This is a genomic window from Mycobacterium sp. ZZG, from assembly GCF_054786995.1.
Genome location: NZ_JBTBFV010000007.1, coordinates 97,299 through 120,124 on the forward strand (window position 1 = coordinate 97,299; position 22,826 = coordinate 120,124).

Sequence of the window (22,826 nt, forward strand, 5' to 3'; positions counted from 1 at the left end):
GGCTGGGGACGGCTCAGGCGCCGCGGGCGCGCAGGCCGTTGAGGAACGGGCAGCCCATCAGTACCCGGATGGCCTGGCTCAGGCCGGTCACGTTCTCGACCGGACGGGTGAACGGCAGTCGGACGTCGTGGTCGCCGTCCTCGCTCTCCACCCGTAGCTGCACCCCGTAGCGGTCCAGCCCGAGAGGTCGTACCCGACCCTGCCGCAGCGAGGTGGGCAGCCGGGCTGCCAGCCGGTCGACCACGTCGCGGTGTGCCGACTCCATGTGCTGCAACCAACACGACTCCATGGCGTAGAACGGGTCCGGTCGTGCCCCCAGCAGGGCGCTGAGCGCGACGGACTCGGCGCCGGTCGAGTCCGCGACCACCACCGACTCGATCTCCAGCCGCATCAGCGCGTAGCGGGTCTCGTCGCGGTGTCCGCTTCCGGGACCGCGATGCCCCGCCTCGACCTGCAGCAGAGCCGGGTTCGGTTCCGCTGCGGCGATCAGATCCAGCAGCGCCGGCACCTCGGGGAGCGGCACGTCGCGCAGCCTGCCCTGAATCCAGACCAGCGAGCGCACCGGTTCCCGCAACGGCAGCGGCGCGTAGTCGGTCATCTCCAGGACGGCCTGGATGCCCGCGTTGCCCTTCGAGGTCACCTCGGCGGCCAGCGGGCCGTCCCCGGGCACGGTGATCGCGAACGACCCGTCGTCGAGCAGGTGGTGCACCGGCGTGGCCGTCGGGTCGATGCCTTCCACGGCGAGCATCGCGCCCCCGGCCCGTGCGCAGGCGCTGCGGATCCGCTCCGCGGTAGTGGGGGCTGAAGTCGCTGTCGATGGGGTCATCGCCGCCTCCTCAAGTTGGTAAGGTGAGGCTAACTTAACTACCCTCGCCACCGCCGCGCAAGGGCTTCCGCAGCGGAACGGGATTACCGGGGCAACCGTTAGGGTGGTGCGGTGCCCGGCATCGCATACCTCGGCCCGGAGGGGACGTTCACCGAGGCGGCGCTGCGCGCCATCGAGGCCAGCGGGCTGATCCCGCCGCCGACCCCGGACGCCGGGCCGGAGCCCGTGACCCGGATCCCCGCCGAATCCACCTCGGCCGCGCTGGCGGCCGTGCGGTCCGGCGACGCGCACTACGCCTGCGTGCCGATCGAGAACTCGATCGACGGGTCGGTGATCCCGACCCTGGACAGCCTGGCCGTCGGCACCCCACTGCAGATCTTCGCGGAATTGACCCTGGATGTGGCGTTCACGATCGCGGTGCGTCCCGGCGTCGCCGCGGCGGACATCCGCACCGTGGCCGCCTATCCGGTGGCGGCCGCGCAAGTCAGGCGCTGGCTCGCCCAGCGGCTGCCGCACGCCGAACTGGTGCCCGCCAATTCGAACGCCGCGGCCGCACAGGACGTGGCGGCCGAACGCGCGGACGCCGCCGTCAGCACTGCGCTCGCCACCGAGCGGTACGGCCTGGAGGCGCTGGCCCGCGACGTCGTCGACGAGCCGAATGCACGAACCCGGTTCGTGCTCGCGGGCCGCCCCGGTCAGCCCCCGAAGCGCACCGGTGCCGACCGCACCTCGGTGGTGCTGCAGTTGGCCAACGTGCCCGGCGCGCTGGTGTCGGCGCTGACCGAGCTGGCCGTCCGCGACATCGACCTGACCAACATCGAATCGCGGCCTACCCGCACCGAACTGGGCACCTACAAGTTCTTCCTCGACTTCGTCGGGCACATCGACGACGTGCTGGTCGCCGAGGCCCTGCGGGCGCTGTACCGCCGCTGCGCGGACGTGCGCTACCTGGGGTCCTGGCCGACCGGCGAGGTCGTCGGCGCGGTGCCGCCGCCGACGGACGGCGCGACGGCGTGGTTGGACCGGCTCCGGGAGGGGCGACCGTGAGCGGGCGCCTGGTGCTGGTGCGGCACGGCCAGACCCACAGCAACGTGGCACGCCGGCTCGACACGCTGCCGCCGGGGGCTGAGCTCACCGATCTCGGGCGCGACCAGGCCCGCTCGTTCGCCCGGACGCTGGCCCGTCCGCCGGCGCTGGTCGCGCACTCGATCGCGATCCGCGCCGTCCAGACCGCGCACCACATCACGGCCGAGCTCACCGCGCCGGCGCACGGCCGCCACGAACTCGAAGGTCTGCACGAGGTGCAGGTCGGTGAGCTGGAGAACCGCGACGACGAGGCCGCCCACGACCAGTTCAACAGCATCTACCGGCGCTGGCACGAAGGAGAACTCGATCTCGCCCTGCCCGGCGGCGAGTCGGCGCGGCAGGTGATCGACCGATACGTGCCCGTGCTCGAGCAGCTGCGGATGCGCTACCTGGACGATCCGGGCTGGCACGACGACATCATCGTCGTCAGCCACGGCGCCGCCATCCGTCTGGTGTCGGCGGTACTGGCCGGGGTGGACAGCCGGTTCGCGGTCGACCACCACCTGGCCAACACCGAATCCGTGGTGCTGGCCCCGGTCACCGAGGGCCGGTGGAGCTGTGTGCAGTGGGGCAAGTTCACCCCGCCGTTCGACCCGGACACCCCGGTGACGACCGGCGTGGACCCGGCGGCCTCAGCCGACCCGATGGGCTGAGACCGTCACGTGCTCGTCGCACACGCATCCGACCGCGCTGCAGTCGAGGTGGATCTCATGGACGCTGTCGGTGGCGATGCAGCCGTCCTCGGTGCATTCGGCACGACGGTAGGCGTGGTGGATGAGCGCGCCGTGGCAGTGCTCCAGCCCTGAACGGCAGGCGCGGCACTGATTGGTCATGCCCCGTTCATAGCACCCGCCGGTGACGGGTCCCGGTTGCCGCGCGGCCATTTCACGAACGGGCAGGGCGGACGGGTCAGCCCCAGCCGAGTTCGTGGAGGCGGTCGTCGTCGATACCGAAATGGTGGGCGATCTCGTGGATCACGGTGATGGCCACCTCGTCGACCACCTCCGCTTCGCTGTCGCAGATGTCCAGCAGGGCCCCGCGGTAGATCGTGATGGCGTCCGGCAACGAGCCGGCGGCATACCAGGAGTCCCGTTCGGTCAGTGCGACGCCCTCGTAGAGACCGAGCAGTTCGGGTTCTTCCTCGTTGCGGTCGGCGACGAGGACGACCACGTTGTCGATCGCCTTGGCCAGCTGCGGCGGGATCAGATCCAGCGCGTCGCCGACCAGCTCGTCGAACCGTTGCGGGCTCATCCGCACGGCCATCGGGCTACACCCCGGGTGGCGGCGGCGGTGGCGGTGCGAGCGGCGGACCGGGCACCGGTGGCGCCGGTGCGGGAGGCGGTGGCAGCTGATCTACAGGCGGAGGCGGAGGCGGAGGCAACTGGTCGGCAGGGGGCGCGGGCGGAGCCGGCGGCGCTCCGTTGAGGAACGTGTTACCCGACTCCGGAACCTGACCGGCCGGCTGCTCGGGCTGTGCCGGGGTCTGCGGCCCGTGCACGGTCGACTGCTGGCTGTCATCGGAGCTCGAACCCGACGAGCTCGAAGACGACGAGCTCGAAGACGACGAGCTTGAACTCGACGAGTCCGACGAGCTGCCGGACGACTCCGGCATCGGGATCGGCGGCAGGTTCAGGCGCTCCTCCGGGATGTCCGGCGGGGGGACGGGTGGCTGCCCGTTGATCATCAACGGGCCCTTGGCGCTGTTGAGCAGAGTCGACCAGCCGCCGTTGCCGAGGGTGGCGCCGATGCTGCACGACACCTGGCGGCTGCCCGCTGACCAGCTCGGTAGCGACACCGTGCTGTAGACCAGCGTCAGCGTGGTGTCACGCAGTTTGATCGGGGCCAGGTAGGCGTCGGTCAGCTTGGTGCACTCGTCCTTGATGAACGTGTCCTGCTCCGGCTCGGGCGGGACCGCGTCCGGGAATTTCGCGGCCAGGTTGACCGCACCGGTGACCTCCATCGCGTGCGGTGCGGCGCAGTCGATGGGAATGTCGGTGGGCTGATTGGTCGCGGAGTCGATACCCAGGCAGGTGCCCGCAGGCCACACCTTCGACTGGTCGATCTCGGCGACCCTGCCCTTAAACGGCAGCTGCTGGTTGTTCGGGCCGGGCAGCTGCAGGCCGCACAGCATGCGCCGCTCACCCGACTGCCGCCAGGCTTTGTCACCGGACCACAGCATGCTGATGGTGAAGCGGGAGTTGGGATCGAAGCGCACCCCGAGGTAGCGCTTGACCGCGGCCGAGCACTGCTCCTGGCTGATCTGCTGGATGCGTGCCGCCGACGGCGGCGCGGCGTCCGGGCCGTACTCACTGCCCGGGAACGTCCGCATGTCCACCGACTGCGCCACCTCAAACCGGTGCTCACCGGCGCAGTCCACGATCTCCGCGGCGTCCGGTGTGCGGTCCGGCCAGTTCAGGCAGTCGCCGCTCTTGGCATGGTCGAACGTGTCGTTGCCGCGGGGGCCGAGTGAGATCGAGTTGGCGGTGAGCCCGCCGTTCGGGTCGGTCGTCGGGAGGGCGGTGATCACCCCGGCGATCAGAAGGCCGCCGAGGGCCGTCAACAACAGCGCGCGCCGGGTCGACGCGGCCTGCAGACTCCGCCACCACGGGCTCGGTGTCGGGCCAGGTATCTCTGACATCCGCTCCATTGTGACAGGCGTGTCAGGTGCTGTGACAAGTGATGCAATTGTAAAGTTATGCGGCTGGAGCCGGCTCGGCGGCGACGTTGCGCGGTTATGCCAGGACCCCGGCCGACCCCGTAGGGTTGCGCCCGTGATCGACCTGAAGGTGCTGCGAGAGAACCCCGACGCCGTACGCGCTTCACAGCTGGCCAGGGGCGAGGACCCCGGTCTCGTCGACGCGCTCGCCGACGCCGACACCGCGAGGCGGGCCGCGATCTCGGCCGCCGACAACCTGCGCGCCGAGCAGAAGGCCGCCAGCAGGCTGGTCGGCAAGGCCACCCCGGACGAACGGCCGGCGTTGCTCGCCGCGGCCAAGGACCTCGCCGAGAAGGTCAAGGCCGCCGAGTCCGCCCAGGCCGAGGCCGAACGGGTCTACAGCGCCGCCCACATGGCCATCTCGAATCTCATCATCGACGGTGTCCCGGCCGGCGGCGAGGACGACTTCGTGGTGCTCGACACCGTCGGCGAGCCGAGGGCCATCGACAACCCGAAGGACCATCTCGAGCTCGGCGAGTCGCTCGGGCTGATCGACATGGAGCGCGGTGCCAAGGTGTCGGGGTCGAGGTTCTACTTCCTCACCGGGTTCGGCGCGCTGCTGCAGCTCGGCCTCTTCCAGCTTGCGGTGCGCACCGCCACCGAGAACGGCTTCACGCTGATGGTGCCGCCTGTGCTGGTGCGGCCCGAGATCATGGCAGGCACCGGCTTCCTCGGCGCCCACGCCGACGAGGTGTACCGCGTGGAGGCCGACGACCTGTACCTGGTCGGGACCTCTGAAGTGCCGCTGGCCGGCTACCACTCGGGCGAGATCCTCGACCTGTCGGCCGGGCCGTTGCGCTACGCCGGGTGGTCGTCGTGCTTCCGCCGTGAGGCCGGCAGCTACGGCAAGGACACCCGCGGCATCATCCGGGTGCACCAGTTCGACAAGGTGGAGGGCTTCGTCTACTCCAGACCCGAGGACGCCGAGGCAGAGCACACCCGGCTGCTCGGCTGGCAGCGGCACATGCTCGGACTGATCGAGGTGCCCTACCGGGTGATCGACGTCGCCGCAGGCGATCTCGGCTCGTCGGCGGCGCGCAAGTTCGACTGCGAGGCGTGGTTGCCGAGCCAGCAGGCCTACCGCGAGCTGACGTCGACGTCGAACTGCACGACGTTCCAGGCGCGCCGGCTGTCGGTGAGGTACCGCGACGAGAACGGCAAGCCGCAGACCGCCGCCACGCTCAACGGCACTTTGGCCACCACCCGGTGGCTGGTCGCCATCCTGGAGAACCACCAGCAGCCGGACGGCAGCGTGCGCGTCCCCGAAGCGCTGGTGCCGTATGTCGGCACCGATGTGCTGAAGCCGAAAAGCTAACGGGCGTCCAGGAGTTCGTCGAGCACCTCGATGAACTCCTCGGGTCGCTCCGGCGTGCACGCCGGGTCCAGCCGGGTCCCGTCGACGTCGAACGTCACCAGCGTGGAGCGCCGCATCCGGTTCACGTCCAGCGGTAGCCAGCGACGGAAATCCGAGGTGCCCCACAGTCGGAAGCGATGGGTGAACGCGCCGAGCGGCTCGGCACGGTATCCGCGGATCTCGCGCAGCGGGATGATCTTCGACGTGCCCGACGGAAAGTGGTAGCGCCGCAACGTGACCGCCTCGCGGTCGAGCTGGATACGGCCGTCGTCGTAGAAGCGGGTGGACCCGCGGGGCTGGGTCACAGCTTCTCCGACCGCAGCTCGTGGCCCTTGGTGGTCAGGCAGCGGCCGCTGGCCAGGTTCCACTGCCAGCCGTGCAGATTGCAGGTCAGCGTCTCGCCTTCCACCACACCGAACTTCGATAGGTCGGCCTTGAGGTGCGGACAGCGCCGCTGAATCTCCCAGCCGTCCAACGTGATCGAGGCGCTGTCGTCGTGAGCCTCGGCAAACCAGCCGTCGGCGTACGCGATCCGCTCGTCGGTCAGGCATTTGAAGAACGTGTAGAGGTATTCGTTATAGCCGCCGACCCGCCACGCCGAGAAGCGGGTGGACAGAAAGATCGTGTTCACCCAGTCGGGCTCGCGGTCACGCAGCACGGTGCGCACCAACTCCGGCGCGATGGCGAAGCCGTATCGGAACTTCTCATCCGGAACAGCTTCGCGCACAGCGCGTTTTGGAAAGTCGATGACCACCGTCTCGTCGTGGCCCGGACCGGACAGGCGCAGTTCGACCGGATAGCCGATGCCGTCGCAGATCTGGTCGGAGGCCAGCATGATCGGCTCGAACAGCTCGCGCAGCGGGTCCAGCAGCGGCGGCCCGGCCGCCGGGGCCCACCCCGCCTTCTGCGCCGCCAGCACCGGCGCCATCCGCTCGGCGTAGTCGGCGATGTACTGGGCCTTGCCTGTGGTGAAGATCGCCAGGACGTCGTCGTCGGGGATCGGGTGGGTCAGCGAGTTCAGTTGCGACCCGGTGAGATCGGCCGTCGACCCGGGGATCATCAGCAGTCCGCCGTCGTGACCGTGGCTGCGCATCTGGTCGAGGAACACAACCTGGTCGGGGAAGATGTTGGCCGGATCGGCGTGGTCGTCGTTGAGGCTGCGCAGCGCGGGATCCAGGAAGCACGGTGGCCCGGCCGACGGCACCACCCACGTCGCGCCGACCTGCGCGATGTACTGGCGGCACCGGTCCATCTGGCGCTGCCGCTTCTGGGTCCCGAACGCCTCCTTGGCGCGTGCCGGCATGTCGTAGACCATCGGATACCAGATCGCTCCGGAGTACTGGAGCATGTGGACGTCGACCTGGCCGAAGTCGGTGTGCAGCACGTCCAGATCGACCGGGCGGGCGTCGTTCATGTTGAACGCGACGGTCTCGCCGTCGTCGATTACCAGGCCGGAGTCACCGATCGGTCCGTCGGCCGGGGCGCGCAGCGCGATGATCATCACGTCCAGATCGCCCTTCGGGCCGCTGACCCGGTGCTTCACCGAGTCGGTGGTCTCGAAGAACGTATGGAAGCCGAGCTTCTCCAGCTCCCGGCGCAGATCCGGCACCGGGAAATCGGGCAGTAGCACCACGGCGTCCTTGTTGACGTGCTCGCGGAGATTTTGCGGGTCGAAATGGTCCTTGTGCAGATGCGACACGTACAGGTAGTCGACGTCACCGAGGGCCGCCCAGTCCAGCTCGCTGTTGTCCGGGAACGGGAACCACGACGCGAAGTACGCGGGGTTCACCCACGGATCGCACAGGATGCTCCCGGCCTTCGTGTCGATACGGAAGCCGGCGTGGCCGACGCTGGTGACCTGCACAGATACCCCTTCTGCACCCGGATCGGGTGCTGTTGGTCCGCCCTGCAGCTTAGCCGGGTGAGAGGGGCTCGTCGTTCCAGTGAGGCCCCGGACGCGGTTCGGTGGGGGCACTCACGGCCTGGATGTCCCTCGTGTGTCGCGGATTGGCAGCGCACTACGCTGGCGGCTGTGGAACCGGTATACGGCACTGTCATCCAGCTCGCGCGCCTGGCCTGGCGGGTCCAGGGCCTGAAATTCACGGTGACCGGGGTGGAGAACCTGCCGAAGACCGGCGGCGCGGTGATCGCGATCAACCACACCAGCTACTTCGACTTCACCTTTGCCGGCCTGCCGGCCTACCGGCAGGGCCTCGGGCGCAAGGTGCGGTTCATGGCGAAGAAAGAAGTCTTCGACCACAAGGTCACCGGCCCGATCATGCGCAGCCTGCGTCATATCGAGGTCGACCGCGACAGCGGCGCCGCATCGTTCGAGGAGGCCTGCCGCAAGCTGCGGGAGGGCGAGTTCGTCGGGGTCTATCCCGAGGCGACGATCAGCCGCAGCTTCGAGATCAAAGCCTTCAAGTCGGGCGCGGCGCGGATGGCGATCGCGGCGGGGGTGCCGATCGTGCCGCACATCGTGTGGGGCGCTCAGCGCATCTGGACCAAGGGGCAGCCGAAGAACCTGTGGCGGCCGAAGGTGCCGATCTCCATCGCGGTCGGCAAGCCGATCGAGCCCACGCTGCCCGCGGCCGAGCTGACCACGGTGCTGCACTCACGGATGCAGCACCTGCTCGAGCAGGTGCAGGACGCCTACGGGCCGCACCCGGCGGGCGAGTTCTGGGTGCCGCACCGGTTGGGTGGCGGGGCGCCGACGCTGGCCGAGGCCAACCGGATGGATGCCGAGGAGGCGGCGGCCAAGGCCGCCAAGCGCGGCACACCGGGGCTGGACACCGGAACCGCCGAGACGCCGGGGTAGGCCGATGGAACCGGTCTTCCGCACCCTGGAGATCACGGCACACCTGGCGGTCAGAGCCACCGGAACACGGATCACCTTTCGCGGGGAGGACAACTTGCCCGCCGTCGGGGGCGCCGTGGTGGCCATCAACCACACCGGGTACGTCGACTGGCTGCCGGCTGCGCTGGCGGCCAGCAGGCGCAAGCGGCGGATGCGGTTCATGATCAAGGCCGAGATGCAGGACGTGCGGATCATCGCGTGGCTCATCCGCCACACCGGGACCATCCCGGTGGATCGCCGCGCCGGTTCGGGTGCCTACGCCGCCGCGGTCCAGGCGCTTCGCGGCGGTGAGCTGGTCGGGGTGTATCCCGAGGCGACCATCAGCCGCAGCTTCGAACTCAAGGAGTTCAAGTCCGGCGCGGTGCGCATGGCCAGGGAGGCGCAGGTGCCGATCGTGCCGCTGATCGTCTGGGGCGCCCACCGGATGTGGACCAAGGATCATCCGAGGGCGTTGGGACGCAACAAGATTCCGGTCACCGTCGCGGTTGGTGAACCGATCCGGCCGGACGGCGGCGATGCCGCCGGTCTGGACCGGGAACTGCGCGCGAAGATGACCGATCTGCTGCACGAGGCGCAGGAAGGCTACCCGCGACCCAGCGGTGCGTTCTGGGTGCCGCGCCGGCTGGGCGGCGGAGCGCCGACGCCGCAGGAAGCCAGACGTCTGGAGGAGGCCGAGTTGGCGGAGCGGGCGCGTAGACGGGCCGAAAACCGGTGAAGCCGTTGCTGATCGCCACCGACGTGGACGGCACACTGCTCGACGACGACGAGAACGTCAGTCCGAGAACCCGTTCGGTGGTGCGTGCCGTGGTCGACGGCGGCGCACAGTTCGTGCTCGCGACGGGCCGGCCGCCGCGGTGGGTGCCGCCGATCGTGGACCAACTCGGGTTCGCCCCGATGGCGGTGTGCGCCAACGGCGCGGTGATCTACGACCCGGCGACCGATCGGATCGTCTCGGCGCGGACGTTGGCCACCGACGCGCTGGCCCGGCTCGCCGAGATCGCCACCCGGATCATCCCGGGCGCCGGGCTGGCGGTGGAGCGGGTAGGGAACAGCGCGCACGACGCCGCCACTCCGCAGTTCGTCAGCTCGCCGGGATACGAGCACGCCTGGCTGAACCCGGACAACACCGAGGTCTCGATCGAGGATCTGCTGAGCGCACCGGCGGTCAAGCTGTTGATCCGCAAGGCCGGGGCGCGCAGCGCCGACATGGCCGCCGCGCTGGCCCCGCACATCGGGGTCGAGGGCGACATCACCTACTCCACGAACAACGGGCTCATCGAGGTGATGCCACTGGGCATCAGCAAGGCCGCGGGTATCGAGGAACTGGCCCGGCCTCAGGGGATCGACGCGGCCGACGTGGTGACCTTCGGCGACATGCCCAACGACGTGCCCATGCTGGACTGGGCCGGGCTCGGCGTCGCGATGGGCAACGCTCACCCCGACGCCGTCGCGGCCGCGGACGAGGTGACCGCCACCAACGCGGAGGACGGCGTCGCCCGCGTCCTCGAGCGGTGGTGGCTGTAGTCGATAGACCACAGGGATCTTGCAGGACACTCTCACCTTCCGGTAAGTGCCCGGGTTTGCTCCTGGCATGATGTCCGGTGTGGGGGGTGGGTATGGCCCCGCGGCGTCGACCGCCGTGGGGTATTTCCTCGCAGCAGCCCGCAGGCAGCCGGTCGGGATGCTGATCGAGGGTGAGGCGGGCATCGGTAAGACCACGCTGTGGGCCGGAGCGCTCGCGCGCGCCGCCGAGGCCGGATTCGTGGTGCTCTCGGCGCGCACCGGCGAGGCCGAGAGTGGGCTGGCGCACGCCGCCGTCGCCGATCTGTTGAGCACCGTCGACCAGGACGTGCTGGCGGCGCTGCCCGGCATGCAGCGGCTGGCCGCCGACCGTGTCCTGCTGCGCAAGAACACCTCCGGCCGGCAGACCGACGAAAGGGTCACCGCCGCAGCACTGTTGAGCACCGTGCAGATTCTGGGGGCGCAGGCCCCGGTGCTGATCGCCGTGGACGACGTGCAGTGGCTCGACCCGTCCAGTCGCGCGGTGCTGGCGTTCGTGGCCCGCAGGCTCAGAGGACCCGCCGGTGTCGTCGTCACCGAACGGACCGGCGCGCAGGTCGGGGAGCCTGCCGCCTCCTGGCTGCAGGTCGGCACCGGTGCGCTGACCCGGGTGCAGGTCACGCCGATGAGCCTGGGCGCGCTGCACGCCATGCTGTCGGCTCGCCTGGGGCGCAGGTTCTCACGACCTGCGATCGTGCGGATCGCCGAGGTGTCGGGCGGCAACCCGCTCTACGCGCTCGAGCTGGCACGGGTGATGGACGGCGAGTCGTGGGGGCCGGCGGTGCGGTTGCCCGCGACGTTGGCAGAGCTGGTCCGGTTGCGGGTGGACCGACTCGACCTGCAGGTGCGCGACATGCTGCTGGCCGCCGCGTCGGCGACCGCACCGACGGTGGACCTGATCGCCGAAGCCGTTGAGCGCAGCGCAGATCAGGTGACCACGATGCTGGAAGCCGCGGAGGTCTCCGGCGTTGTCGTCATCGAGGGCAACCGGGTCCGCTTCACCCACCCGCTGCTGGCCAGTGGCATCTACGACAGCGCGCCGCCGGCCCGGCGGCGCGAGCTGCATCGTCGACTGGCCGACCTCAAGCAGCACCCCGAACTGCGCGCGCGGCACCTGGCGATGTCGGCCACCGTCGCCGACGACGCCACGCTGGCGGCGCTCGACGCGGCGGCCGACTCGGCGCGTCACCGTGGGGCGCCCGCGGCAGCCGCCGAGTTCATGGAACTGGCGATCCGGCTCGGCGGCGACAGCGTGTCCCGGCGGATCCGTGCGGCCGAACACCACTACGCCGCCGGCGACATGCCGCGGGCAGCCACCCTGCTCGACGGCATGATCGGTGAACTGGGCTCAGGCGTGCTGCGCGCGATCGCGCTGAATCTGCTTGCCGGCGTGCGGATTTTCGAGGACGACTACGGCGCGGCCGTCGCCCTGCTGGAGCGCGCCTGCGTGGACGCCGAGGGTCACGACGCCGTGCACGTGTCTGCGCTGCTGATGCTGGGGTTCGCCCAAGGGATGACCGGGGCGTTCGACCGTCAGATCGCGTCGGTGGACCTGGCCGTCGAGATCGCCGAACGCACCCGGATGCCGGCGTTGACCAGCCAGGCGCTGGCAACGTCGGTGTATGTCCGGTGCCAGGCCGGGGACGGACTCGACGAAGCCGCGCTGCAGCGTGCGGTCGACCTGGAGGACGTCGACGCAGCGATCCCGGTCCCGTTCCGGGCCAGCGCGACCCGCGGCCTCACCCTGGCCATCACCGGTCGTCTCGACGAGGCCGACCGGCAGCTCACCGACATCGCCGAGCGGTGTGTGCAGCGCGGCGCCGAACACGACGTGATGGCTGTGACGGGGTACCGCACGCTGGTGGCGATCTGGCGCGGCCGATACGACGAGGCGGACCGGCACGCCGCGGACCTTCTGGAGCGAGCCCGGCAGGTCGGTGGGTCGATGGTGATCCCGACCAGCATCTGCGCGGTGGCGGCCGCCTACCGCGGCCGCGAGGCCCATGCGCGGGAACTGGCGCAGAGCGCACTCGAGCGGGGCGCCGGGTACGCGGCGCTGACGGTCTGGGCGCGTGCGGCGCTGTCGTTTCTGCACGTGTCGCGCGGTGACCACTCCCGCGCGGCGGCGATGGCCGAACCGCTGATCGAGCTGTACCGGCCGTTCAGGGGGACCGAGCTGATCGGATGCTGGTTCGTGCCCGACGCGGTGGAGGCGCTGATCGCGCTCGGCCGGCACGGTGAGGCTGAGCCGATGATCGCTGCGTTCGAGCGCAACGGCGCGGCGCTGGACCGGGCGTGGCTGCTGGCTGTCGGAAACCGTTGCCGGGCAATGCTGTGCGCGGCGCAGGGTGACCTGGACGGCGCTCTTGCCGCGGTCGGGCGGGCGATGGTCCAGCACGATCGGTTGCCGATGCCGTTCGAGCGGGCCCGCACCCAGCTGGTGATGGGTGGTATCCAGCGCAGCCTGCGCCGCCGGGACACGGCGGCCGGCACGGTACGCGGCGCGCTGCGCCAGTTCGAACAGCTCGGCACGCCGCTGTGGGCCGAGCGGGCCCGAACGGAACTGGCGCGCATCGACGCCGGAGACCGCAGCGGCGCCGAGCTGACCGATTCCGAACGCCGGATCGCCGAACTCGTGGCCTCCGGCATGAGCAACAAGGAGGTCGCCGACACGCTGTACGTGAGCGTCAAGACGGTGGAGACCAACCTCACCCGGGTGTACCGGAAACTGGGGATCCGCTCCCGGTCTCAGCTCGGCACCCGGCTGACGTAGCCGGCCGGTCTAGACGGGGTTGCTCGGCGGGGTGAACCGCTCCAACTGCACCGGCTCCGAATCGCCGGTGTCGGGCGGCAATTCGACGGGAACGCCGTCGATCACGCGGGTGACGGTGCCCTTCTCCCGGTCGAAGTTCAGGGTGCCGTGCTGGAAGTTCTGCACGATCCACAGCGGTTCGGCGATTTCGGCACTGGTCGGCAGGCCCAACGCGCCGCGCTCGAATCCGAGTGCGCCCCAGGCCTTGTACAGCTCTCCGGTCACGGGCTCGGCCCCGCTCTCGGGGGACCAGTACACCGCGCCGCGCTCGAAGGTCACATAGCGGGTGGCGCCTTCGCCGGACGCCTCGGGTGAGGTCGGCCGGCCGAGGAAACTGTTCATGCCGCCCAGGGATTCCCACTTGGCATGGATGGCGCCGCCACGCAGCGTCTCGGCGAGCTGCTCGGGGCCGGGAGGATCGTTGAATCGGGCTGCGATGTCGCGGATCTGGCCCATCAGAGCGTAGGCCGCGTTGCCCGGGCACTCGGTGGCGCCGACGTCGCGGTGGGTGAAGATCGCCGGCAGCGTCGGCGACGAGCCGAACGGGAACTTGGTGAACGAGCCGCCCTCGGACGGCAGCACCACCGTGCCGAGCGGATCGACCCCGGACTGGCCCAGCACCCACCCCAGAAGCCTTGCGGTGTTGCGCAATTGGATCGGTGTCGGGGGGACGACGTCGAAGTTGCCCAGCATCGCCACGCCCCACGTGTTGTGGTTGAAGCCGCCGGTATGCGCACCCTCGACGGGTCGGTTCATGCCGCCCGCACGTCCTTCGAAGACCTGGCCGTACTTGTCGACCATCGCGTTGTAGGCGATGTCGCACCAGCCCAGGGTCCGGGTGTGGTACTCGTAGATCGATCTGATGATCCCCGCCGAGTCCTGCGGGGTGTAGTCGTTACTCCCCGCGGTGTGGTGCACCACGCCGGCACGGACCCTGCTGTCGTAGCGCGGTTCGCCGCACCGCATGCCTTCGTCGGCGCCCCATTCGGCCCGGTTGATGATGCGCGGCGGCTGACCTGCGGGCGTCGCGGCGTTGGGCATCGGCACCAGGTCCGGCGGCGCCTGCGGCGGGCTGATCAACACCGCGGTGATGTTCTGCGGCAGCGGTTGCTCGACGTTGGCCGGGATGTAGCCGAGTTCGGGGCCGGCGGGTGGCTGCCCGGGCGCGGCCGGCCCGGTCGCGGGCGCGTCGGCGGGGCGGGTCACCGCGATCTGCACGGTTGTGGTGCGCCCGACGAAGATCGGGTCGGTGCCTCGGACCCCGCCCGGTGCGGGCTGGTCGGCGCCGACACCCTCGAGGGGTTCGGCGTCATACCACGGCCCCCACGAGCCGTCGTCCTTTCTGGCGCGCAACCGCACGGTCGTGCCGCCGAAGTCCTGCGAGGTCAGGGCCACCATCGAGAACGGGGTGTCCTGGTGGACTTCGCGGATCGTCTCGCCGCCTCCGAGGTAGGCCAGCGGTTGCTCGACCACCTGCGGTGCGGCCGTCGACGGGGAATCGCCGGAGTCGGGGACTCCGGCGATCGCCAACGGCAGCAGCACCACTGTCGCCGCGAGCGCGGAAAACAGTATCGAAGGTGCGGGACGCCGATACAGCACGGACTGATGTTACTTATGTGCCGTATGTTGCTTGTGTTGCGACACGCGCGCAACGGCACCGCAGAGCGCTCAGGCGCTTCTGCGGTGCCGTTCCGCGACAGGACTGCGGCCGGGCGGTGCTACGCGCCCGGTTCGATCGCGGCCTCGGCGGCCCCCAGCGGGGCGGCCTCGGCCTCGGCGCCCGCTTCACCCGCGGCCTGCGCGACCGGAGCGGCGGGCGGGGCGACCGGCGGCTTGACCGCCGACATGATCGCCGGCATCAGCACGCCCTTGAGGAGGTCGATCGCTTCCCCGGCGCCCAGGGAGTTCGCCGCGCTGGTCAGATCCCCGAGCAGTCCGCCGCTGCTGGAGGCGACCGGCTGGGTCGCGGCCAGCGACGGATCGCCGAGGATCGGGTAGGACCCGAGGGCGGGATCCAGGCCGACCGGCGCGGAGATCGGAATCTCACCGGTGGCGGGCAAGCCCGACGTCGAGATGGGCAGCGCCCCGAGCGCCGGATCGGTCAGCGCCGGCGGGGTGGACAAGCCCGGCGTCGACAGCCCCGGGGTCGCCAGGCCGGGGTCAGCCAGCGACGGCGTGGTCAGGCCGGGGGAGGCCAGTGCCGGGTCGGTCAGGCTCGGGGTGGCCAGGCCGGGGTCGGCCAGCGACGGGGTGGTCAGACCCGGGGTCGCCCCGGTCGGGCTGGTCAGCGCAGGATTGGTCAGGGCCGGATTGGCCAGCCCCGGATCCGTCAACGCCGGAGCGGTCAGGCCCGGCATGGTCAGCCCGGGGGAGGCCAGGCTGGGTGTGCCCAGACCCGGTGCGTAGGTGGTCGGGGACGAGGCTCCGGTCCCGGTGAGCAGACTCGTCGGCATCGGCGGCAGGTTGATGCCGAACTGGGAGAGGCCCTGCGAGAGCGCGGAGATCAACTCGCCGGGCAGGTCGGCGATGGACGCGGCCTGGACGAACTCACGGTGCTCAGGCGCGCCGTCACCTGACGGTGGCGCGGACAATTCGGAAACGGCAAGAACTGCTACTGGACTCGCGACTGCCAGAGCCGCGACTGTGCTCATGGCTGTCGAGAGCCGGCGGCGACGTCGGTTCGGCACGGAATGTCCTCTCAAATATGAAAAAGCTCGGATCACGTACTGGGGTACGCGGTCGATGTTACTGACGTGACTGGAGTGTCCAGAGTGACGAGACTGAATCGTGAGCGAATCGCGACCTGCACGGCTCGGTCGTTTCGGGTCGGGCAGCCCCGGTCGGATACCCTTGCTGCCGATGATCTCTCCTGATCCCCGGGCCGCAGCGCGCCCGCAGGCCGACGGATTCGACCTCTTCGTCGTCGGTTCCGGCTTCTTCGGCCTCACCATCGCCGAACGGGCGGCCACGCAACTGGGCAAGCGTGTCCTCGTGATCGAACGCCGTCCGCACATCGGCGGCAACGCCTATTCGGAGGCCGAGCCGCAGACCGGCATCGAGGTCCACAAGTACGGCGCCCACCTGTTCCACACCAGCAACAAGCGGGTCTGGGACTACGTGCGCCAGTTCACGGACTTCACCAATTACCAGCACCGCGTGTTCGCCCTGCACAACGGGCAGGCCTACCAGTTCCCGATGGGCCTGGGCCTGGTCAGCCAGTTCTTCGGCAGGTACTTCACCCCCGACGAGGCCAGGGCGCTGATCGCCGAGCAGGCCGCCGAGATCCACACCGCCGACGCGCAGAACCTCGAAGAGAAGGCCATCTCGCTGATCGGCCGCCCGCTCTACGAGGCGTTCGTCAAGCACTACACGGCCAAACAGTGGCAGACCGACCCCAAGCAGCTGCCGGCGAGCAACATCACCCGGTTGCCGGTGCGCTACACGTTCGACAACCGATACTTCAACGACACCTACGAGGGCCTGCCGGTCGACGGTTACACCCGGTGGCTGGAGAACATGGCCGCCGACGAGCGCATCGAGGTGCGGCTGGACACCGACTGGTTCGATGTGCGTGACGGGCTCCGCGCCGCGAACCCGGACGCCCCGGTGGTCTACACCGGCCCGCTGGATCGTTACTTCGGCTATTCGGAGGGCCGGCTGGGGTGGCGCACGCTGGACTTCGAGGTCGAAGTGCTGCCGACCGGAGATTTCCAGGGCACCCCGGTGATGAACTACAACGACGCCGACGTGCCCTACACCCGCATCCACGAGTTCCGGCACTTCCACCCCGAGCGGTCCTATCCGACCGACAAGACGGTGATCATGCGGGAGTACTCGCGGTTCGCCGAGAACGACGACGAGCCCTACTATCCGATCAACACCGATGCCGACCGCGCGGTGCTGGCCGCCTACCGGGCGCGGGCCAGGGCGGAGACGGCGTCGTCGAAGGTTCTCTTCGGCGGCCGCCTCGGCACCTACCAATACCTGGACATGCACATGGCGATCGCCAGCGCGCTGAACATGTACGACAACACGCTCGCGCCCCACCTGCGCGACGGTGCGCCGCTGGCGGATCCCGAGACAGAAAGCAGTGGAGCATGAGTGACATCCCGTCCGGTGCGCTCGACACCGAGCAGTCACGGGCGGTCAGCCCCCTGGCCCGGATCATCCTGCCGCGGCCGGGCGAGCCGCTCGACGTCCGCAAGCTCTATATAGAGGAATCGGACACCAATGCCCGGCGTGCGCACGCACCGACCCGCACCACACTGGAGATCGGCGCCGAATCCGAGGTGTCCTTCGCCACCTACTTCAACGCGTTCCCGGCCAGCTACTGGCGGCGGTGGTCGATTCTGGAGTCCGTGGTGCTGCGGGTGGAGCTCACCGGCAGCGCCCGTGTCGACGTCTACCGGTCCAAGGCGACCGGCGCCCGGATCACCGTCGGCGGCGCCCCGATCGCCGGCCCCGAGGACGGACCGCCCGCGGTGCTCGAGTTCGAGATCGAGCTCACCCCGTTCGAGGACGGCGGCTGGATCTGGTTCGACATCACCACCGACGCCAAGTCCACGCTGCACCACGCGGCCTGGTACGCGCCGATCGACGCCCCCGGGCGCGCCAACGTCGCGGTCGGCATCCCGACGTTCAACCGACCCGCCGACTGCGTCAACGCGCTGGCCGCGCTGACCTCCGATCCGCGTGTCGACGAGGTGATCGGCGCGGTCATCGTGTCCGACCAGGGCACCAGCAAGGCCAAGGACCACCCGGGCTTCGCGGAGGCGGCCGCCGCGCTCGGCGACCGGCTGGCGATCCACAACCAGCCCAACCTCGGCGGCTCCGGCGGCTACAGCCGGGTGATGTACGAAGCGCTGAAGAACACCGACTGTGAGCAGATCCTGTTCATGGACGACGACATTCGCATCGAACCGGACTCCATCCTGCGCGCGCTCGCGCTGAACCGGTTCGCCAAGCGGCCCACACTCGTCGGCGGTCAGATGCTCAATCTGCAGGAGCCGTCGCACCTGCACGTCATGGGCGAGATGGTCGACTCAGCGAACTTCATGTGGACCAACGCGGTCAACACCGAGTACGACCACAACTTCGCGAAGTACCCGCTCAGCGACGAGGAGAGCGAGCGCAGCCGGCTGCTGCACCGCCGCATCGACGTCGACTACAACGGCTGGTGGATGTGCATGATCCCGCGGCAGGTCGCCGAGGAACTCGGCCAGCCGCTGCCGCTGTTCATCAAGTGGGACGACGCCGACTACGGGCTGCGCGCCGGGGAGCACGGTTACCCCACGGTGACGCTTCCCGGGGCGGCGATCTGGCACATGGCGTGGAGCGACAAGGACGACGCGATCGACTGGCAGGCGTACTTCCACCTGCGTAACCGGTTGGTGGTCGCCGCGCTGCACTGGGACGGCAACATCCGTGGCCTGCTGACCAGCCACCTCAAGGCGACGCTCAAACACCTTCTGTGCCTTGAATATTCGACGGTCGCCATCCAGAACAAGGCGATGGACGATTTCCTGGCCGGCCCGGAGAACCTGTTCGCGATCCTGGAGTCCGCGCTGCCCGACGTGCGCAAGATGCGCCAGCAGTTCCCCGACGCGGTGGTGCTGCCGAGCGCGACGGTGCTGCCGACACCGTCGGACACGAAGTGGCGCAAGAAGGTGCAGATCCCGGTCGGGCCGGCGGCGATCTCGCTGCGGCTCACGCGCGGGGTGCTGCACCAGCTCAAGGCGCACGACCCCGAGCATCACCGCCGCCCGCAGATCAACGTCGCCACCCAGGACGCCCGCTGGTTCTCGCTGTGCAAGGTCGACGGTGTCACCGTCACCACCGCCGACGGGCGCGGTGTGGTCTACCGGCAGCGTGACCGCGAGAAGATGTTCGAGCTTCTACGGGAGTCGTTGAAGCGGCAGGCGCTGCTGGCCCGCAAGTTCCACCGGATGCGCAAGGCCTACCGCGCCGCGCTGCCCACGCTGACGAGTAAGCAGAAGTGGGAGAGCGTGCTGCTCAACGAGTTCGGTGATGACTGACGCTGCGCGCGGCGAAGACGCCGTGCTGGTCGCCGTTCAGCATGCGCTGGCCGAACGGCCCGGAGTGCTTCCCGCGGCGCGCGGGCTGTCGCATTTCGGCGAGCACAGCCTGGGCTGGATCGGCATCGCCGCGCTCGGCGCGCTGCTGTCCCCGCGCCGGCGCCGGGACTACCTCGCCGCGGCGGCCGGGGCCTTCGCGGCGCACGCCGCGGCCGTCGTGATCAAGCGGGTGGTGCGCCGGCAGCGGCCGCACCACCCGGCGATCGCGGTCAACGTCGGGACCCCGAGCCGGCTGAGCTTCCCGTCCGCGCATGCCACGTCGACGACCGCGGCGGCCGTCCTGCTCGCGCGCCCGACAGGGCTGCCGCTGCCGGCTGTGCTGGTACCGCCGATGGCGCTGTCGCGACTGGTGGTCGGCGTGCACTATCCCAGTGACGTGCTCACCGGGGTGGCGGTCGGGGCGGTCGTCGGAAAAGCAGTCGGCAAGCTGGCGGACACGGTCGCCGACCGGGAGCGTAGGAGGGCACCGCGATGAGCACGTCCGAGGTGGGCCAGGAGACCGGTCCGACCCAGGGTCCGCCGCGGAACTTCGCCGCCGGCGTCGTCAAGGCGCTCCGCCCGCGCCAGTGGGTCAAGAACGTGCTGGTGTTCGCGGCGCCGGTGGCTGCGCTGGCCGATGCCAGCTTCGTCGACCGGCTGCGCGAGGACCCGCTGTCGGTGCTGCTGCCCGTCGTGATCGCGTTCGTGGTCTTCAGCCTGGCGGCCTCCAGCGTGTACCTGGTCAACGACGCTCGAGATGTCGAGGCCGACCGCGCCCACCCGACCAAGCGGTTCCGGCCCATCGCCGCCGGGGTGGTCCCCGAGACGTTCGCCTACGTGCTCGCCGCGATCCTCGCCGCGATCTCGCTGGTGGTCTCGTGGCTGGTCACCCCGAACCTCGCGCTGGTGATGGCGGTGTACATCACCGTCCAGCTGGCCTACTGTTTCGGTCTCAAACACCAGCCCGTCATCGACATCTGCATCGTGTCGTCGGGCTTCTTGATCCGCGCCATCGCGGGCGGTGTCGCCGCCGATGTGCCACTGTCCCAGTGGTTCCTGCTGACCATGGCATTCGGGTCGCTGTTCATGGCGGCCGGAAAGCGGTACGCGGAACTGCAACTGGCCGAGCGCACCGGCGCCAAGATCCGCAAGTCGCTGGAGAGCTACACCAGTTCGTACCTGCGGTTCGTGTGGACCCTGTCGGCCACCGCGCTCGTGCTGTGTTACGGCCTGTGGTCCTTCGAGCGTGACGCGACCGGAGGCACCTCCTGGTTCGTGGTCTCCATGGTCCCGTTCACGATCGCCATCTTGCGCTATGCCGTCGACGTCGACGGCGGCCTTGCCGGTGAGCCCGAGGAGATCGCCCTGAAGGACCGGGTGCTCCAGCTGCTGGCGCTGGCGTGGATTGGAACCGTCGGTGCCGCAGTCATCCTCAGTTGAGACGCTGATCGTCCCGGCGGCCGTCCGCCGGCCCGCGATCCCGTCCGATCTGCCGCTGCGGGTGAGCCTGTGGCTCTCGGTCACGCTGGTCGCCGTCCTGTTCGGCTGGGGCGCATGGCAGCGCCGCTGGATCGCCGACGACGGCCTGATCGTGTTGCGCACGGTCCGGAACCTGTTGGCCGGCAACGGCCCCGTGTTCAACGCCGGGGAGCGCGTGGAGGCCAACACGTCCACGGTGTGGTCTTACCTGATGTACCTCGGCGGCCTGGTGGCCGGCCCTGCCCGCCTTGAGTATGTGGCGCTGGTGCTGGCTCTGCTGCTCAGTGTGCTGGGGGCGGTGTTCGTGATACTGGGCACCGCCAGGCTGTACCGGCCGACGCTCAAGGGACGCCGGGCGATCCTGCTGCCGGCCGGGATCCTGGTCTACATCGCGGTGCCGCCGGCGCGCGACTTCGCGACCTCCGGACTCGAGAACGGGCTGGTGCTGGCCTATCTCGGGTTGCTGTGGTGGATGATGGTGGTCTGGGCGCAGGCACTGCGCGGGACGCGCGAGCGCCGGCCGGAGCGCAAGACGGCCACCTCGCGCCCGTTCGACCTGGCGCTGGCGTTCCTGGCCGGCCTGTCGGTGCTGGTGCGTCCAGAGCTCGCCCTGATCGGTGGGCTCGCCCTGCTCATGATGCTGATCGCCGCCAAGGACTGGCGCGCGCGGGGGCTGATCATCGTCGCGGGCGGCCTGCTTCCGGTGTCCTACCAGATCTTCCGGATGGGCTACTACGGCCTGATCTTTCCCGGCACCGCACTGGCCAAGGACGCTTCGGGTGCCAAGTGGCAGCAGGGGTTCGTCTATCTGGCGAACTTCAACCAGCCCTACCTGTTGTGGGCGCCGGCGGTGCTGCTGATCGGTCTGGCGATCATGGTGATGCTGCTGTGCGGAAGGCGGCCCGGGGCCGACAGGCGTGCCCCCGCCGATTCCGGCTGGGTGGCGCGCATGGTGCAGAGCCCTTCGGCGGTGGTGCTTTTCATGCTTGTGAGCGGACTGCTGCAGGGCATCTACTGGATCCGCCAGGGCGGCGACTTCATGCACGGCCGGGTGTTGCTGACGCCGCTGTTCTGTCTTTTGGCTCCGGTTGCGGTGATCCCGCTGATGCTTCCCGACAGCCGCCGGATGGCCAGGGGCGCAAGCTATCTGTACGCGGGCGCTACCGCTGTGCTGTGGGTGGCGGTCGCCGGATGGTCACTGTGGGCGGCTCACAGCCCGGGGATGGGCGCCGACGCCACCCGGGTCACCTACACCGGCATCGTCGACGAACGCCGGTTCTACTCGCAGGCCACCGGGAATGCCCATCCACTGACCGCGGCGGATTATCTGGACTACCCGCGGATGCGCGCGGTGCTCACCGCGATCCGGAACACCCCCGACGGCGCCCTGTGGTTGCCGTCGGGCAACTACGACATGTGGGACGTGGTGCCGGCCTACCCGCCGCCGCCCGACGCGCCGCCGGATTACCGCGGTCCGCAGACGGTGTTCTTCACCAATCTCGGGATGCTCGGCATGAACGTGGGCCTCGACGTGCGGGTGATCGACCAGATCGGCCTGGCGAATCCTCTTGCGGCGCATACCGCGCGGATCGAGGACGGTCGAATCGGCCACGACAAAAACCTGTTTCCCGACTGGGCGGTCGCCGAAGGGCCGTTCCTCAAAGAACCTCCATACATCCCGGCCTATCTGGACGAGGACTGGATCCGCCAGGCCGAGGCGGCGTTGAAGTGTCCGGAGACCGAGGCCGTGCTGAACGCGATCCGGGCGCCGATGAGTCCGAGGCGATTTCTGTCCAATCTGATGCATGCGGTGGAGTACACGAGGTACCGCATCGACCGGGTGCCGCGCTATGAGTTGCAGCGGTGCGGGCTGCCGGTGCCGGAGCCGGTGAATCCGCCCTATACCGGGCTGCCTGCGACCGGACCGTAGCGATTTGTTGGCGGCGAGGGGTTTCTGCTTACGTAACGCTTTAGGTAACGCTGAAGCCATGTCGGTCAGATAAGGCATGTGAAGGGGTCCGTGAGGGCCTCACACCGCCGCAGCGCCCGCGCTCGCGGAAAG

General features: G+C 69.6%; 20 protein-coding genes. 12 read left to right on the plus strand and 8 right to left on the minus strand.

The window, feature by feature from the left end; genetic code table 11:
• Positions 1-13: 13 nt before the first annotated feature.
• Positions 14-826, minus strand: a complete 813-nt coding sequence (locus ACXMYJ_RS06880; RefSeq protein ID WP_460354916.1) for a DUF2470 domain-containing protein — start codon at positions 824-826, stop codon at positions 14-16.
• Between the two features lie 111 nt (positions 827-937).
• Between ACXMYJ_RS06880 and pheA the strand changes: the two genes are divergently transcribed.
• Together pheA and ACXMYJ_RS06890 are read left to right on the plus strand one after the other, a co-directional pair.
• Positions 938-1,873, plus strand: a complete 936-nt coding sequence (gene pheA, locus ACXMYJ_RS06885) for a prephenate dehydratase (protein ID WP_260755830.1) — start codon at positions 938-940, stop codon at positions 1,871-1,873.
• Positions 1,870-2,565, plus strand: a complete 696-nt coding sequence (locus tag ACXMYJ_RS06890) for a histidine phosphatase family protein (protein ID WP_443188223.1) — start codon at positions 1,870-1,872, stop codon at positions 2,563-2,565. The genes pheA and ACXMYJ_RS06890 overlap by 4 nt, the downstream gene beginning before the upstream one ends.
• Here the strand turns inward: ACXMYJ_RS06890 and ACXMYJ_RS06895 are convergent.
• The 3 genes from ACXMYJ_RS06895 to ACXMYJ_RS06905 all read right to left on the minus strand — a co-directional run bounded on the left by ACXMYJ_RS06895 (position 2,545) and on the right by ACXMYJ_RS06905 (position 4,559).
• Entirely contained in the window at positions 2,545-2,745 is a 201-nt protein-coding gene (locus ACXMYJ_RS06895; RefSeq protein WP_260755828.1) for a hypothetical protein, read from the minus strand. The genes ACXMYJ_RS06890 and ACXMYJ_RS06895 overlap by 21 nt on opposite strands.
• Positions 2,746-2,821: 76 nt before the next feature.
• Positions 2,822-3,175: a metallopeptidase family protein gene (locus ACXMYJ_RS06900; protein ID WP_260755827.1), complete on the minus strand. Its 354-nt coding sequence runs from the start codon at positions 3,173-3,175 to the stop codon at positions 2,822-2,824.
• Between the two features lie 4 nt (positions 3,176-3,179).
• Positions 3,180-4,559, minus strand: a complete 1,380-nt coding sequence (locus ACXMYJ_RS06905; protein ID WP_260755826.1) for a septum formation family protein — start codon at positions 4,557-4,559, stop codon at positions 3,180-3,182.
• 124 nt (positions 4,560-4,683) lie between these two features.
• Here ACXMYJ_RS06905 and serS point away from each other — a divergent pair, with 124 nt between their 5' ends.
• Positions 4,684-5,943 carry a serine--tRNA ligase gene (gene serS / locus ACXMYJ_RS06910; protein ID WP_260755825.1) on the plus strand — a complete coding sequence of 420 codons (1,260 nt, stop codon included), beginning with the start codon at positions 4,684-4,686 and terminating at the stop codon, positions 5,941-5,943.
• Here serS and ACXMYJ_RS06915 read toward each other — a convergent pair.
• Entirely contained in the window at positions 5,940-6,287 is a 348-nt protein-coding gene (locus ACXMYJ_RS06915; RefSeq protein ID WP_260755824.1) for a hypothetical protein, read from the minus strand. The two genes, serS and ACXMYJ_RS06915, sit on opposite strands and share 4 nt — an antisense overlap.
• Positions 6,284-7,846, minus strand: coding sequence for a Rieske 2Fe-2S domain-containing protein (locus tag ACXMYJ_RS06920; RefSeq protein WP_443188225.1), 1,563 nt, complete (start codon positions 7,844-7,846; stop codon positions 6,284-6,286). Before ACXMYJ_RS06920 ends, ACXMYJ_RS06915 begins: the two co-directional genes overlap by 4 nt.
• Before the next feature lie 168 nt (positions 7,847-8,014).
• Between ACXMYJ_RS06920 and ACXMYJ_RS06925 the strand changes: the two genes are divergently transcribed.
• The 4 genes from ACXMYJ_RS06925 to ACXMYJ_RS06940 all read left to right on the plus strand — a co-directional run bounded on the left by ACXMYJ_RS06925 (position 8,015) and on the right by ACXMYJ_RS06940 (position 13,172).
• On the plus strand, positions 8,015-8,800 hold the full coding sequence (locus tag ACXMYJ_RS06925; RefSeq protein ID WP_443188226.1) for a lysophospholipid acyltransferase family protein: 786 nt from the start codon (positions 8,015-8,017) through the stop codon (positions 8,798-8,800).
• A gap of 4 nt (positions 8,801-8,804) precedes the next feature.
• Positions 8,805-9,554 (plus strand): lysophospholipid acyltransferase family protein, encoded by a 750-nt coding sequence (locus ACXMYJ_RS06930; protein ID WP_443188227.1) that lies wholly within the window; start codon positions 8,805-8,807, stop codon positions 9,552-9,554.
• Positions 9,551-10,363 carry an HAD family hydrolase gene (locus ACXMYJ_RS06935; protein WP_260755819.1) on the plus strand — a complete coding sequence of 271 codons (813 nt, stop codon included), beginning with the start codon at positions 9,551-9,553 and terminating at the stop codon, positions 10,361-10,363. Before ACXMYJ_RS06930 ends, ACXMYJ_RS06935 begins: the two co-directional genes overlap by 4 nt.
• Positions 10,364-10,430: 67 nt before the next feature.
• Positions 10,431-13,172 (plus strand): helix-turn-helix transcriptional regulator, encoded by a 2,742-nt coding sequence (locus ACXMYJ_RS06940; protein ID WP_460354923.1) that lies wholly within the window; start codon positions 10,431-10,433, stop codon positions 13,170-13,172.
• Positions 13,173-13,181: 9 nt separating this feature from the next.
• Here ACXMYJ_RS06940 and ACXMYJ_RS06945 read toward each other — a convergent pair whose 3' ends face one another.
• Together ACXMYJ_RS06945 and ACXMYJ_RS06950 are read right to left on the minus strand one after the other, a co-directional pair.
• Positions 13,182-14,810, minus strand: a complete 1,629-nt coding sequence (locus ACXMYJ_RS06945; protein WP_460354925.1) for an N-acetylmuramoyl-L-alanine amidase — start codon at positions 14,808-14,810, stop codon at positions 13,182-13,184.
• Between the two features lie 119 nt (positions 14,811-14,929).
• Positions 14,930-15,898: a hypothetical protein gene (locus ACXMYJ_RS06950; RefSeq protein ID WP_460354927.1), complete on the minus strand. Its 969-nt coding sequence runs from the start codon at positions 15,896-15,898 to the stop codon at positions 14,930-14,932.
• Between the two features lie 172 nt (positions 15,899-16,070).
• Here ACXMYJ_RS06950 and glf point away from each other — a divergent pair, with 172 nt between their 5' ends.
• The 5 genes from glf to zomB are packed head-to-tail and all read left to right on the plus strand — an operon-like array spanning position 16,071 to position 22,694.
• Complete coding sequence (gene glf, locus ACXMYJ_RS06955) at positions 16,071-17,312, plus strand: UDP-galactopyranose mutase (protein ID WP_260755816.1); 1,242 nt, start codon at positions 16,071-16,073, stop codon at positions 17,310-17,312.
• A complete protein-coding gene (locus tag ACXMYJ_RS06960) occupies positions 17,309-19,246 on the plus strand; it encodes a glycosyltransferase (protein ID WP_260755815.1) in 1,938 nt (645 codons plus the stop codon). Before glf ends, ACXMYJ_RS06960 begins: the two co-directional genes overlap by 4 nt.
• Positions 19,239-19,781, plus strand: coding sequence for a phosphatase PAP2 family protein (locus ACXMYJ_RS06965; protein ID WP_260755814.1), 543 nt, complete (start codon positions 19,239-19,241; stop codon positions 19,779-19,781). The genes ACXMYJ_RS06960 and ACXMYJ_RS06965 overlap by 8 nt, the downstream gene beginning before the upstream one ends.
• Positions 19,778-20,725 carry a decaprenyl-phosphate phosphoribosyltransferase gene (locus tag ACXMYJ_RS06970; RefSeq protein WP_260755813.1) on the plus strand — a complete coding sequence of 316 codons (948 nt, stop codon included), beginning with the start codon at positions 19,778-19,780 and terminating at the stop codon, positions 20,723-20,725. The genes ACXMYJ_RS06965 and ACXMYJ_RS06970 overlap by 4 nt, the downstream gene beginning before the upstream one ends.
• Complete coding sequence (zomB, locus tag ACXMYJ_RS06975; protein WP_396884692.1) at positions 20,703-22,694, plus strand: flagellar motor control protein ZomB; 1,992 nt, start codon at positions 20,703-20,705, stop codon at positions 22,692-22,694. Before ACXMYJ_RS06970 ends, zomB begins: the two co-directional genes overlap by 23 nt.
• Positions 22,695-22,826: the final 132 nt, after the last annotated feature.

Coding starts and splice junctions, on each gene's coding strand:
- ACXMYJ_RS06940 (WP_460354923.1), top strand. CDS start 10,431: ATGATGTCCGGTGTGGGGGGTGGGTATGGCCCCGCGGCGTCGACCGCC.
- ACXMYJ_RS06900 (WP_260755827.1), bottom strand. CDS start 3,175: ATGGCCGTGCGGATGAGCCCGCAACGGTTCGACGAGCTGGTCGGCGAC.
- ACXMYJ_RS06895 (WP_260755828.1), bottom strand. CDS start 2,745: ATGACCAATCAGTGCCGCGCCTGCCGTTCAGGGCTGGAGCACTGCCAC.
- ACXMYJ_RS06880 (WP_460354916.1), bottom strand. CDS start 826: ATGACCCCATCGACAGCGACTTCAGCCCCCACTACCGCGGAGCGGATC.
- ACXMYJ_RS06960 (WP_260755815.1), top strand. CDS start 17,309: ATGAGTGACATCCCGTCCGGTGCGCTCGACACCGAGCAGTCACGGGCG.
- ACXMYJ_RS06905 (WP_260755826.1), bottom strand. CDS start 4,559: ATGGAGCGGATGTCAGAGATACCTGGCCCGACACCGAGCCCGTGGTGG.
- ACXMYJ_RS06965 (WP_260755814.1), top strand. CDS start 19,239: ATGACTGACGCTGCGCGCGGCGAAGACGCCGTGCTGGTCGCCGTTCAG.
- ACXMYJ_RS06930 (WP_443188227.1), top strand. CDS start 8,805: ATGGAACCGGTCTTCCGCACCCTGGAGATCACGGCACACCTGGCGGTC.
- glf (WP_260755816.1), top strand. CDS start 16,071: ATGATCTCTCCTGATCCCCGGGCCGCAGCGCGCCCGCAGGCCGACGGA.
- ACXMYJ_RS06970 (WP_260755813.1), top strand. CDS start 19,778: ATGAGCACGTCCGAGGTGGGCCAGGAGACCGGTCCGACCCAGGGTCCG.